The 13,136-nt window shown below is 47.8% G+C and carries 12 protein-coding genes; 5 read left to right on the top strand and 7 right to left on the bottom strand.

Going from position 1 to position 13,136, the window contains the following annotated elements; translation table 11 throughout:
• Positions 1-433, top strand: a 433-nt coding sequence (locus ACE1CM_RS15650; RefSeq protein WP_374878437.1) for a hypothetical protein, incomplete at its 5' end; no start/stop codon positions are given.
• Positions 434-534: 101 nt separating this feature from the next.
• Here ACE1CM_RS15650 and rfaE1 read toward each other — a convergent pair.
• The 6 genes from rfaE1 to ACE1CM_RS15620 form a co-directional block, all read right to left on the bottom strand.
• Positions 535-1,566 (bottom strand): D-glycero-beta-D-manno-heptose-7-phosphate kinase, encoded by a 1,032-nt coding sequence (rfaE1, locus tag ACE1CM_RS15645; RefSeq protein ID WP_374878436.1) that lies wholly within the window; start codon positions 1,564-1,566, stop codon positions 535-537.
• 63 nt (positions 1,567-1,629) lie between these two features.
• Positions 1,630-2,910 carry a hypothetical protein gene (locus ACE1CM_RS15640; RefSeq protein WP_374878435.1) on the bottom strand — a complete coding sequence of 427 codons (1,281 nt, stop codon included), beginning with the start codon at positions 2,908-2,910 and terminating at the stop codon, positions 1,630-1,632.
• 79 nt (positions 2,911-2,989) lie between these two features.
• Positions 2,990-3,886, bottom strand: a complete 897-nt coding sequence (locus tag ACE1CM_RS15635; protein ID WP_374878434.1) for a hypothetical protein — start codon at positions 3,884-3,886, stop codon at positions 2,990-2,992.
• 40 nt (positions 3,887-3,926) lie between these two features.
• Positions 3,927-4,682: a precorrin-2 C(20)-methyltransferase gene (locus ACE1CM_RS15630; protein ID WP_374878433.1), complete on the bottom strand. Its 756-nt coding sequence runs from the start codon at positions 4,680-4,682 to the stop codon at positions 3,927-3,929.
• A gap of 75 nt (positions 4,683-4,757) precedes the next feature.
• Positions 4,758-5,987 (bottom strand): RNA-guided endonuclease InsQ/TnpB family protein, encoded by a 1,230-nt coding sequence (locus ACE1CM_RS15625; RefSeq protein WP_374878432.1) that lies wholly within the window; start codon positions 5,985-5,987, stop codon positions 4,758-4,760.
• Between the two features lie 56 nt (positions 5,988-6,043).
• On the bottom strand, positions 6,044-6,337 hold the full coding sequence (locus ACE1CM_RS15620; protein WP_374878431.1) for an NUDIX domain-containing protein: 294 nt from the start codon (positions 6,335-6,337) through the stop codon (positions 6,044-6,046).
• Positions 6,338-6,486: 149 nt separating this feature from the next.
• Between ACE1CM_RS15620 and ACE1CM_RS15615 the strand changes: the two genes are divergently transcribed.
• Positions 6,487-7,188, top strand: a complete 702-nt coding sequence (locus tag ACE1CM_RS15615) for an esterase/lipase family protein (RefSeq protein WP_374878430.1) — start codon at positions 6,487-6,489, stop codon at positions 7,186-7,188.
• A gap of 163 nt (positions 7,189-7,351) precedes the next feature.
• On the opposite strand, the gene ACE1CM_RS15610 is transcribed toward ACE1CM_RS15615, so the two are convergent.
• Positions 7,352-9,262: a cation:proton antiporter gene (locus ACE1CM_RS15610; protein ID WP_374878429.1), complete on the bottom strand. Its 1,911-nt coding sequence runs from the start codon at positions 9,260-9,262 to the stop codon at positions 7,352-7,354.
• A gap of 610 nt (positions 9,263-9,872) precedes the next feature.
• Between ACE1CM_RS15610 and ACE1CM_RS15605 the strand changes: the two genes are divergently transcribed.
• The 3 genes from ACE1CM_RS15605 to ACE1CM_RS15595 all read left to right on the top strand — a co-directional run bounded on the left by ACE1CM_RS15605 (position 9,873) and on the right by ACE1CM_RS15595 (position 12,942).
• Positions 9,873-10,607 (top strand): cytochrome c biogenesis protein CcdA, encoded by a 735-nt coding sequence (locus ACE1CM_RS15605; protein WP_374878428.1) that lies wholly within the window; start codon positions 9,873-9,875, stop codon positions 10,605-10,607.
• A 350-nt stretch (positions 10,608-10,957) separates the two neighbouring features.
• Positions 10,958-12,349, top strand: coding sequence for a cytochrome c biogenesis protein (locus ACE1CM_RS15600; protein WP_374878427.1), 1,392 nt, complete (start codon positions 10,958-10,960; stop codon positions 12,347-12,349).
• A gap of 32 nt (positions 12,350-12,381) precedes the next feature.
• Positions 12,382-12,942, top strand: a complete 561-nt coding sequence (locus ACE1CM_RS15595) for a Uma2 family endonuclease (RefSeq protein ID WP_374878426.1) — start codon at positions 12,382-12,384, stop codon at positions 12,940-12,942.
• Positions 12,943-13,136: the final 194 nt, after the last annotated feature.

The following is a 13,136-nucleotide window of genomic DNA, read 5'->3' as shown; positions in this document are numbered from 1 at the left end:
AGAGAAACCGGGTTTCTTCCTATCATCTTTGCTTGCCAAACCGAGGATCTGGGAAAGAAACCGGGTTTCTTGCTGGGATATTTCCCTAGCAAACCGAGGATGTGGCAGAGAAACCGGGTTTCTTCCTATCATCTTTGCTTGCCAAACCGAGGATCTGGGAAAGAAACCGGGTTTCTTGCTGGGATATTTCCCTAGCAAACCGAGGATGTGGCAGAGAAACCGGGTTTCTTCCTACCGAGAAACCGGGTTTCTTGCTGGGATCTTTCCCTGGCAAACCGAGGATGTGGCAGAGAAACCGGGTTTCTTGCTGGGATCTTTCCCTGGCAAACCGAGGATGTGGCAGAGAAACCCCTACCGAGAAACCGGGTTTCTTGCTGGGATCTTTCCCTGGCAAAGCGAGGATGTGGCAGAGAAACCGGGTTTCTTTGCGTAGTGCTGTTTTCCTATTTTTCCTACTTTTCCTATCCTGGTTTTCCTTAAAATTTAACTCTAGGAACGTAACTTGATAACGTTCCAACGATCGTTGCCGCGTTCCTACTCAGCTTCATCCAGCAATGCCTGCAAAGCTGCTTTCATTTCATTAGGTGTAGTTGTTGCGGTGCCAAATATTCTGACGACGATGCTGGCGGCTAAATTACCCAAAACGGCGGCTTGCCAAAATGAACCACCAGCACACAAACTTAAAGTCAGGGCGGCTACTACGGTATCGCCTGCGCCGGTAACATCGAAAACATCGGTGCGGTTGAAGGCGGGGATGTGGTTTTCTTCTCCGGTGCGGTTAAATAAGCTCATGCCTTCTTCACCGCGAGTGATGAGGATTTGCTGTGCTTGGGTGAGATGGAGGAGGTCAGATCCAGCTTGGCGGAGAGATTGGGGGGAAGAGATCGCATATCCTACCGCTTTTTCTGCTTCGGGCAAATTCGGCGTAAACAGCGTCGCCCCCGCATAACGTTGCAAATCGCTTTGGGCATCTACAATTGTCCGAGAATGGGCTAACACCGCTTCAATTACAGGCGCAGTAAACACCCCATCCCCATAATCGGAACAAACCACCGCATCCACCTTTCCCACCTGGGAGCGGATATAATCTGCTAGCTGCAACTGTAAATCTGGATCTGGCAACTGATCGGATTTTCGGTCTACCCGCACGATTTGCTGCGTCACCGATTGTCTAGCATGACCGGAAATCCTGGTTTTGGTCACTGTCGGACGGTCTGGATCGATTAACATGCCACTGGTATCCATTCCCGCCAGCTCAAAAATGCCCCGCAGTGCTTGTCCTTGGTCGTCTTTTCCGATCAATCCAGCTACTTTTACCTTAGCGCCCAACTTGGCTAAGTTATAGACTGCATTCGCCCCACCTCCCGGCACTTGTCGGGTATGTTCGTGGCGGATAATTAAAACGGGGGCTTCGCGGGAAATGCGCTCGACTTGTCCGGTGAGAAACTCATCTAAGGTAAGGTCGCCCACCACGAGTACCCTGGCTTGGTTAAACTGTTGCAGCAGGTGAAATAATCTTTCAGAAGAAGCGCGCAGTTGGTCTGCAAACGATGAAGCTACGGTCATAAAAATCCATCGATTTCCAGCTAGCAAATATCCCAGGGTCTATTATCTCCTGAGAAATGCCCTTTAACGCGAAGCTTCATTATTTTGCTCGATTTCGATTTCGTATTGGTAGATCTTTTTCTCGCCAGCGGGTGGAAAGGAACGCTTTTTAACATCATCAATTGCTGCCTTTATTGCTGCCTCATTTAGTGCGGGATAGCCAGTACTGCGAGTTAACAGAGGATCGGTTGATAAATTTCCATTTTCATCGATTAACAAGGCGACGCCAGCGGGAGTCACATCGGGCAGTTTCTGTTTGATGGGAGACACAAGGCGTATCGATATTTTTTCTTGATTCCAATTTTTTTGGTCCCCCGCCAACTGCTGGATTTTTTGATAGAAGGTAATCAAATTAGTTCTGAGAGCTTCCAAGGTTGTGCCATCGGCATTGTAACTGTATATCCGCTTGAGAGCTTCTAATTTTTGCTGAGGCTGCGATTGTTTCTGAAGCTGACCTATCAATTTTTCTTGTTGCTCCCATTCATCTAAAACTTCCAATTCCCGCTGCCGTCGAAATATTTCTTGCCGTTTCTTTTCTTCCTCGATCTGTCTCCCCAATATTTGTTGGCGTTCCTTTTCTTGCTGTTGCAGCCGTTCTAATTCTGCCTGTCGTTGCTGTTCTTGCAGCTGTCGCAATTGTTCTTTGCGTTGGTTTTCTAGTTCCATCTCGCGTCGCAATTGTTGTGCTTGGCGCTGCTTTTCTAGTTCCAGTTCCTGTCGCATTTGTTCGGTTTGGCGTTGCTTTTCTCGTTCCAACTCGCGGCGCAATTCTGCCTGTTGTTCCAACTTTTGCTTTTGCAGTAATTCTTCCTGTTGTCGCATTCGCTGTTGAAATAATTCTTCTTGTTGTTGCAGTTGTTTTTGCAAAAATTCTTGCTGTTTTTGTACTATTTGCTGACGCACTAATTCCTCCTGCCGTTCTAAAATTTGGGTAGAAGGTGGCTGTGGTGGAGAAGGCGGCGGCGGCAACACATCGGTAGGAGGCAGGGGGGGTGGCAGAGGCGGCAAAGAGACTACTGGTACTGGCGCGGAAAATTCTTGTATGCGACTGATTTCTGCTGGCGTTAACTGCACTAAGTCAACGGTTCGCTGGAAATCGGGTTTTTGTCTGGACATCGAAAATATAGGTGGAACAACCCAGAGCATTCCGTGTAAAGTCAGTGAAAATACGCTTGCCAATACGTTTGGCACGGTTGATGTTTGTGGCTGGGGTCGAAATAACTCAGCATCAGAAATCGCAGGTGGGGTATATGCCGCCGCTCTTGGTTTTGTAGGGTGGGAGGGATGCGTTCGCTTTTTCGCCATTAGCAGAAACCTCTCGCTCTCGATATTGGTCTCATAGCAGGTTTGAGAAGTTGCCCCTACTGAAAAAACCAAACAGAATCTAATTTTTCGGTTGGGGTCTGGGGAAATTCCAAGTATTGGGGGTGGGGGTTGGATTTGAAGGTAAATTAGTTGGCGGGGAAGGTAACTTGTTGGACTCGATCTCGACGCGATACTGGTACGCCACATACTCTCCCGTTGCGGGAAACGATCGCTGCTTGATATCTTCTATCGCTGCCTGATTTAGCTTAGGGTAGCCAGTACTGCGAATTAACTCTGGCTCACCCGTAATTTTACCCCTTGGGGATACCAACACGGCGACGCCAGCAGGAGTTGTATCTGGTAGCTTCTCGCCTACAGGAGAGGCAATGCTGTGAGGGATGGGCGGGCGTGGGATAATCCTTCTGGAAAATCTTTTGTTGTTTCTCAACCAGGCATCGAGTTTTTCCCTTTCTTCAGCTTCTGTCGTCCCGGCCTGATTATAGCCGTAACGAGACTTGAGCCAGCTATCTTGGAACCTTGGGGGCGCGGTTGCGGTTGGGGTAGGAATTTGTGTAGGCGTTGCTGTGGGTGTTGGTGTTGGGGTGGGAATTGGTGTAGGCGTTGCTCTCGGTGCTGGTTTTGGGGCGGGAAGCGGTTTGCTGGGGGGTTCTGGCAGGGGTATATTAGACCTTACGGGTTCCTGACCCCCAGAGGTATTGGGTGCGCCTGTTTGGATTTGGGGCGGTAATGGCAGCGATGGGCGAGTAAATTCGCTGATGCGTCGCATTTCTCCTGGACTTAACTGCACCAATTTGACGCGGCGTTCATCCGATGATGCTGTGGCAGAAATGGGCAATTTTGGCTGAAAAACCCAAACCAGTCCGTGTAAATTCAGCGAAATTAGGGTGAACAACACGGTCAGTAGCGGTGAGGTGTCAGACTGGGATGGAGTGGGTTCGGTGTCGAACATAGTCATAGGGCAGAAAAATTGCCGATTTCAATTTAAAATCTCAAATCTAAACTCTAAAATTCGTTGATCTGACTTGTATCAGCAGCAAAGAGAAGTAGGGTAATTGGAGATTTGGGCGATCGCACAAATTAGTATAGATCGCCTGATTGGGTAGGGTTGCTCTCTCTACCACATAACTGCTATTTAATAAATTCCGCCGCTGCAATACTTGCCAAACTTGCTCGTATACCGAACTTACTTTGAGCAATACCACTACATCCGCCCAATCTAAAACCGCTTCTAGTTCTCCCACGGTATAAATAGCCGGTAATACGGCTAAACGTTGACCGCGCATTGTTAAAGGCAGTCCCAATACTGCCGCCGCCGCCATCGGCGAACAAACTCCTGGAACTACCTGCACCTTGACTTCCGGATGCAAAAGTTGTAGCGTTTGTGCCAAATAGGTGAAGGTGCTGTAAAAACTGGCATCGCCTTCACAGGCAAAAGCTACATCTTGACCTTGTTCGAGATATTGCCAGACTTGTTCTGCCGCTACCTGCCATGCAGAGGAAAGAACCGCGTCATCCTGGACGTAAGGGAAAGTTAAAGCTAGTTGCACCTGAGTGGAATTGAGCCATTGGGCGACAATTTGCTCAGCCATGCCTGGGTTGCCCCGTACACCTGCTGGAAAGGCTACTACAGGGACGCTTTGAAGCAACCGCAGTCCTTTGAGGGCGATCAACTCCGGGTCGCCGGGGCCAACACTAATACCGTAGAGGATACCTGTTTTCACTTGGTGACTGACATTGCGATCGCTCAACAAGATTACAAACTATAACTTAAAAGGCATCCCCTCACCAGTCAGCAACTCAAGCGGGTGAACTACCACACACCAACCCTATTGGGTATGGTGTGGGTTTCCCAATTCATCGGCAGTTGCCTCCGATACCACAGATTTTTTACGTCCAGGCATCTTTGGTCTTACACTCCCTCCTTGGGCAGAAGCGCTAGTTCCTAACGCCAAAAGTCGCAAACCTTCATTCTTGATATTGATAGCAGCATTCACGTCTCTATCGTGCTGCACATTGCAGTGAGGACAATCCACAACCCGAACATCAAGCGAATCATAGCCGCGTTGTAGGATGGGGATTGGTAGAAGCGTGACGTGACAGAGTTGAGATGAAGGGAAGAACCGCCCAACCTCAACATACTGATGTCCAAACTTCTGGGCCTTATACTTCAACATCGTCAGAAACATCCCCCAGCCAATGTCGCTAATTGCCTTGGCTAAGTTATGATTTTTGACCAGATTCTTCACTGCAAGGTCTTCCACACAAATTACTTGGTTTTCGTAGGCTATTTTGCGAGATAGCTTGTGTAGAAAATCTTCTCTAATCTTGGCAATCTTGCTGGATACTCTAGCAACTTGTCTATGAGCTTTTTTGCGCTTACCACTCTTCTTGTCAGTCTTCCGAGCAAGCTTCTTTTGCTTTTGTTTCCGATTCTTCTCCAGTTTTGCCAATCGTTTTTTAGGGAGATCGTACTTAGACCCCTCCGATGTGATAGCAAAGTTCTTGAGTCCCAAATCAACCCCAATCGCTTGATTAACGGCTACGACGGGTTCATCAATTTGGTCGAACAAAATGGAAGCGTAGTATCGCCCATCAGTTTGTCGGCAAACCGTTACGGTTGTGAACTTAGCATCAGGCAACTCTCGGTGAAACACAGCAGAAACAATACCTAGCAGACCGGGGAACTTAATCGTGGATCTCTCAACCTCAAGCTTCACGTTTTGTGGATATTGAATAGATTGCTTACCAAACTTAGACTTAAAGTTTGGATACTTAGCTCTACCCTCAAAGAAGTTGACAAAAGCACTGGAAAGGTTGAATGTGACCCGTTGTAGCACTTGGCTATAAGCGAGTCCCAACCATTCGTATTCCTTTTTCAATCCGGGCAGCAACCTGTCCATCGCAGCCTTAGACAACCCTTTCCCTGTTTCTTTGTACTGTGTTGATGTGAGATTAAGCATGTAGTTCCACAACCAACGAGTATTGCCAAAACATTGAGCAAGATAAGCTTCCTGATCAACCGTGGGATAGATTCTGAGTTTGACTGCTCTATACATGGCATCGACCTTACCGTGTTTCAATATTCATGATAACAGCGACAGGCAAGAGTGTGCTAAAGTTCCCCAAAGAGGTGTCCCAGAAGCCTACACCTACAAGGGTAGGGAGGTGTAGGAGCGTCACCGGGTTTATGCTCAATCCGCAAAATACCTTCTATTTGCACTCGAATTCCGGTTTCTTCCCAGGTTTCTCGTTTTGCTGCATCTACCAAAGGTTCTCCCGGTTCAACTCTACCCGCGGGTAGATGCCATAACTGACCGTGCTGGCGCTCGTGAACCATCAGAAAGCGGTTTTCCCAACGAACAACAACCAAGGCAAAATAGGCAGTCGGAATTGGTTCGCGAGCCATAATCGGTTACTGCGGTGGGAAAATTGCTCTCTGCTTTACTTGTGCCAGTTTAACTGGATATCTGGTATGTGTATCAAACTATGAAATATGGGATAAACCAATCCAATACAGGGAACATTTGCTACAAATTCTCTTTTCTCAAATCTGAAATGCCATTACCGACTGTGATTTTACCTGGTTATTTGGAAGGCGCGATCGCTTACCGTCCTTTAGAACAATCTCTCCAGGATCTGGGTTTTCCCACCGCGATAGTACCGCTGCGGAAACGAGATTGGTTACCTACTGTGGGGGGAAGGTCGATGCTACCGATTTTGCAACTACTCCACCCCACGGTCAAACAGATGTTGCAGCAACACAACAGTTCTCAGATTAACCTGATCGGTCACTCGGCAGGCGGTTGGATTTCCCGCATCTACTTGGGAGAAAAGCCTTACATGTTTCACGGCGACGCGACGGCAGCAGAGTGCTTGTGGTACGCTCACCCCAGGGTTGCTAACCTCATAACCTTGGGAACTCCCCACTTGAGCAAGGAACGTTGGACAAAACGGAATCTGGATTTTGTCAACAAAAACTATCCCGGAGCATTTTACCCCCAAGTTCGATATGTCTGCGTTGCCGGTAAGTCTATCTTCGGTGTCAGACGCCGAGGCAGTTGGTTAGCTTACAGCAGTTATCAATTAACCTGCGGACGGGGGGATACTTGGGGAGATGGTATCACGCCAATTGAAGCCGCCCATTTGGCAGGGGCAGAAAATTTAGTGGTCGAAGGTGTCAGGCATTCCCCCAGAGCCGCTGGAATTTGGTACGGTTCGCCGGAAATTTTGCCAGCTTGGGTGTCGTATTTGGCTTAGGAAAAGGGAATAGTGGGTAATTCTTTTCCAGCGGGACTTAGGCACGCGGGGTCAGAAACCCGGTTTTTTCGGAGACGATTTTTCCTAAAAACCGGGTTTCTTTGCTGTAGTGGGTAATTCTTTTCGATTACCAATTACCAATTACCCATTACCCATTACCGATTCAAACTTGTTTGAACGGAACTTCCAAAGCAGCAGCAGGAATTGGTACTTCTTCAACTTCGGGTAACTTTTCTAACACCAAACGAGAGGATGGACTCGCGCCGGATAAGCGCTTGAGCAATTTCGGTCTGGGATCGTGCAACAGGTAGATAATCCGATCGCCTACTTTCCACTCTTCTGCTGCTGGTACGACTAACAGGCGCTCTTCTCGTTCGATTAATAACGGCACTAACTCGCCAGAATTGATCAGCGCCTGAAGGTGAACCTGCTGGAACGAAAGCGCCTGTTCCTTCATTACCGTAGTTCCCAATTTTACATTACCCTCATTGATATACTGATTCCAGGTTTTGATGGGAAACTGGGGAACAAATGCTTGATTGACATGATTTGATGCCGTACTGGCTTGGGGATCGCGGGGAAATACTGCTAGGACGCGGGGTGGATTAAACTCTTCTGCGGCTCGCTGCGCCAGCACTACGTTCACCTCGCCGTTGTTGGTCATGGCGATGAATGTGCCCATCGATGCCAGTCCTGCTTCTTCCAAAACCCCCGTATCCAAACCGCTACTCAAGAAAACTTTGAGATTTTGTTGTTCAGCTTGTCGGCAAGCTTCGGGGTCGGTATCGATTAACACCACTGACTCGCCGCGATCTTGAAACAAGCGGGCAATCAATAGACCCAAGGGATTGCAACCAACTATTACCGCGCCTGTAGCTTCTTTTGAGGTAATTTTAAGCCATTGGGCGACCCAGCCTGCGGTCAACCCCTGCAAAATTACCGTCATCATGATGGTGAGAAACACCAGAGCTTTAATCGCGTCGCCACCGTTGATTCCTCTTTGGGTCAACAGAATGGAAAACAGGGAAGAAACCGACGCCGAAACAATTCCCCTGGGGGCAATCCAACTGACAAATAGTTTTTGTCGCCAGTTGAGGTCGCTGTTGAGGGTACACAAACTAACGCTAATCGGGCGGACTATAAACATCAGCACCAAAACGGTAAACAAGCTACCCCACCCCAAAGCGAACACGCTGGCAATCGATAAATCTGCCGCCAGCAAAATAAACAGGACGGAGACACCCAGGGTAGTTAGCTGTCCCTTAAATCGGCGCAGCAATCTTTCTTCCGGCAAAGAAGAAGCTCTCAAAACAATTCCCGACAGCACGGTTGCCATCAATCCCGATTCGCTGCGAATAAACTGAGCCAAACCAAACAAGCCCCACAAACCGGCTAAAACCACCAGGTTTTTCAGTTCTTCTGATAAAAAATGGGCGCGTTTGAGAAAATATCCCAATAACCAGCCTCCGGCAGCGCCGATCGCCCCGCCAATTCCCAGTCGCAGGAATAATCCAGTCATCGCTTCTACGGGAGAAGCGTGGGTGGTGAAGATGGTGTCTAAGACAACGACTGCCAGAATTGCGCCTACGGGGTCGATTAAAACGCCTTCTCCCTCAAGCAGGGTTGATACCTGTCGGTCTACTTTTACATGCTTGAGCAGGGGACTGACTACAGTAGGTCCGGTTACCGTTACTAGAGAAGCATACAGAAACGCAATCGGCCAGGGAAACTCGCCTAACCAATGCGCCGCCATGCCGCCTAAGAGCAGGGTGACTAAAGTGCCGAAGGTGACGAGGTTGCGGAGAGGAGCGGAAACGCGCCCCAAGTCGCGCAATTCTAAATTAAGACCGCCCTCGAATAGAATTACGGCGACGCTGAGGGCGACTATCACTTCTAAACCAGTTCCGAGCCAGTTCGGGTGTAGGATACTTAAACCACTCGAACCCAACAAAATGCCGAATAGCAGCAAGAAGACGATGCTGGGAACTTTGAGGAATGCTGCTAGAACCTGAGCGCCAATGCCTGCGACAATGGCGATGACGATCTGTAGGGTAAGTTCAAATGATGCTTCCATAAGGCTGTTTATCGCAGGCTATTTATGCTGGGTCGAAATGCCTTGCTTTTACTACTCACGATTAGCAATTGTCCTTGACTTGGGTACAAATTGGGAAAAATGGCGCAATATCAAGTAATTCTCTGCGTGGTGAAAGCTATTGCGTCTGCTGGCATTCCATACCTAATGTGGAATATGGATAGGGATAAAAAAAATCCACTTGCGAGTGTTAATCAGCAGACTACTGTTAACAATTTTAAGGATGCCGACAAGCTAGATCGGTTCTGAAATTTACAGTCATGTAAGATGCACCAAGAATTTTGCGGAGTTTAAAAGCTGAGCCAATAATAAATCGCCGGAAAATTTTTTGTTAGTTGGTAAAATTGTTCAATCCTGATATTTTAACATCAAGTTTTCCGGTCAGCCTTCGCACTCATTACCGTAAATGCAGCTTGGGAACTGGGATTGAGGTGTTTTTGCTCGTGGCGAGCGCAAGTTGCACAGATATCGCAGTTAGCTGGGGTGAAAGTTGCAGTTGGCGATCCCCTCGTTCAGAATAACCCTTGTCGGCCGCAGGATCCCCCAATAAGCTACAATTCAAGCTGTATGGGCATTTCAAACCACCTGCCGCATGTTAGAAACTCTCTCTACCTACCTTTACCAACTCCAACAACTTGCTAACACCCTAGTTTCTTCTCAGCTAAACCATCTCAGCGGGGTTAGCATTGGTGTTATTTTTGCCGCTGGCTTGCTGACCAGCATGACACCTTGTATGCTTTCGATGTTGCCGATCACGATCGGCTATATCGGCGGGTATGAAGCCAAAAGCCGCTTTAGTGCTGCTGCTCAGTCTACTTGGTTCGCGTTGGGATTGGCAACCACGTTAGCTGGGTTAGGCATCCTAGCAGCGCTCCTGGGGCGCGTTTACGGACAAGTGGGAATTGGATTACCGATTATTGCCAGTATTGTAGCGATCGCAATGGGTCTAAACTTATTAGAAGCAATTCCTTTGCAATTTCCCTCTTTTGGCGGTAGCGAGTGGATTTCCAGCGATTTACCGGCGGGAGTACGTTCCTATCTACTCGGTTTAACTTTTGGTTTGGTTGCTTCTCCTTGCAGCACCCCCGTTTTGGCAACTTTGCTCGCTTGGGTAGCTTCGACGCAAGATTTAATTTTAGGCGGTATTTTTCTGTTGCTTTACGCCGCTGGATACGTAGCACCGTTAATCTTAGCCGGGACTTTTACCGCTTCGATCAAAAAGCTGCTAGAGTTACGCCAGTGGTCGAGTTGGATTAATCCCGTTAGCGGTGCAATGCTCGTGGGATTTGGTGTATTTTCGCTGTTAATGCGGATTCCTAATTGGTAATGGCTAATAGCTAATAGCTAATGGCTAATGGGTGAAACGAGGCAGAGGGACAGGACTTACGCACGACTCACTTATCACCAAAGTTTCTGCGTCGATCTCTAGTTCTCTTGCGACGATTTTTCAGAGAAACCCGGTTTCTTTGCCTGGGTCCTGAGGGAAAGAAAGTTGTAGGAGCGGGTTTCACAAATACCTTAAATAAACCCGCGCCTTCCAGGTCAGGACTTACGCACGACTCACCTATCACCAAAGTTTCTGCGTAAATTTCTTTTCATATCAACCCGGTTTCTGGGCGTCAGTCCTATAGGTGCGATCCCAAGCAAATCGTTGAGAACGGTAAAAATAAGAAAAAAATGACAATTACCAACGAACAATCGCCAATTACCAAACTCCAACGCCTATTTCAGCGCGAATTATTGCCGTTGTTAGGGGATTTGCGGCTGGCAATTTTGCTGCTGCTGGCGATCGCTGTTTTCAGTATCTCCGGAACGGTAATCGAGCAGGGTCAATCTCTGGCATTCTACCAGTCTAACTACCCGGAAGACCCGGCTTTGTTTGGCTTCCTCTCTTGGAAGGTTCTCTTATTCTTGGGTTTAGATCGCGTATATCGCACTTGGTGGTTTTTGGCTATTCTGATTTTATTTGGCAGCAGTTTAACCGCCTGTACTTTTACGCGCCAATTTCCCGCCTTAAAGGCAGCGCGTCGATGGAAATTTTACGACCAACCCCGCCAATTTGAAAAGTTAGCTTTAAGTGCAGAACTCGATAGGGCAATGCTTGCTAATTTAGAACCTGCATTGCAGCAGCGCCGCTATAAAGTCTTCCAAGAAGGCAATAAGCTATATGCCCGTAAAGGTATTGTCGGACGCATCGGCCCGATTGTCGTCCATGCTAGTATGCTAATCATTTTGGCTGGGGCAATTTGGGGCGCGCTGACTGGTTTTATGGCTCAAGAAATGATCAAGAGCGGTACTACGTTCCAGGTAAAAAATATACTCGATGCTGGGCCAATGGCTGCGCCGCAAGTTCCTAAAGATTGGTCGGTAAAAGTTAATCGCTTTTGGATCGATTACACGGCAGAAGGGTCAATTGACCAATTCTATTCGGATTTATCCGTTGTCGATAACGGGGGAAAAGAAATCGACCGCGAAACGATTTACGTTAACAAACCCCTGCGTTACAGAGGTGTAACTTTTTACCAAACAGATTGGGGGATCGCAGGCATTCGCTTTCGCTTGAATAACAGCCCCGTGTTAGAGCTACCAATGGCTCCCCTGGAAACTGGCGGTAAGGGACGCCTCTGGGGAACTTGGATTCCCACTAAACCCGATTTGAGCCAGGGCGTATCGCTTTTAGCCAAGGATTTACAGGGAACGCTGCTAATTTACGACACAGCCGGGAAGCTGTTAACCACCGTCCGCGCAGGTATGTTTGCGGAGGTTAATGGCGTAAAATTATACATAGATGAAGTCGTCGGCAGCACGGGTTTGCAAATAAAAGCCGATCCGGGTATTCCGATTGTTTATCTGGGTTTTGGCTTACTGATGGTGGGGGTGATGATGAGTTATGTTTCCCACTCGCAGATTTGGGCGCTGCAACAAGATGGAAGTCTTTACGTAGGAGGAAGAACCAATCGGGCGCAGGTGGCGTTTGAGCGAGAAATGATCGAGATTTTGGAGCAACTAAAGACACCTGCGATTGAAGAAGAAGTGGCAATCGGTTCTACTTTAGCCAAGGAAAGTTAATCTTTTTAGTTTGAGCAAGGAGGCGAGGGGAAATGGCAAGTACACAAAGCCTGCCGATGCTGTTAGAACAGTTTCTAAAACTACCAGAAACAAAGCCTGCTAGCGAATTTATTAACGGTCGCATCTACCAAAAACCCATGCCACAAGGTAAGCATTCTCGGCTCCAATTCAAGCTTTGCGATGCAGTCAATCAAGTGGCTGAATCACAAAAAATAGCGCTGGCTTTTCCAGAACTGCGCTGTACTTTCGGCGGGCGTTCAATAGTACCAGATGTGACCGTATTTTGTTGGGAACGAATTCCATTTGATGCGAATGGGGAAGTATCAAATTCATTTGAAATTCATCCAGATTGGACAATTGAAATTGTATCTCCAGAGCAAAATGCAACGAAAGTTATTAGAAATATTCTGCACTGCTTGAGGCACGGGACTAAATTGGGTTGGTTTATCGACCCAGAAGAAAGATTAGTTCTGGCGTTTCTTCCCGGAGAAGAACCTAGAGAGTTGAATCTAGAGCAAAGATTACCCGTTCCAGAATTTTTGGAATTGGCGCTGACTGTGAATCAAGTATTTGATTTGCTCAAACCGGGGTAAACGCAAAGAAACAAAGGGCGATCCGAAAAATCGTTGGTTTGTCAACTCGATCTCGACGGTCTTCACCTTTGTTTCTGGCAACGCGCTTGCGTCAGTCCTGAAGTCGATGCTTCACTGGTTAGTAGTGTTAGTAGTGATGACTAAAGTCGTTGATCGTAAAGCTTCAAGGACTAAAGTCCTTACTACAAACAAAC

The organism is Microseira sp. BLCC-F43, from assembly GCF_041929235.1.
GTDB lineage: Bacteria > Cyanobacteriota > Cyanobacteriia > Cyanobacteriales > Aerosakkonemataceae > Microseira.
This window is presented reverse-complemented; position numbering and strand designations above follow the sequence as displayed.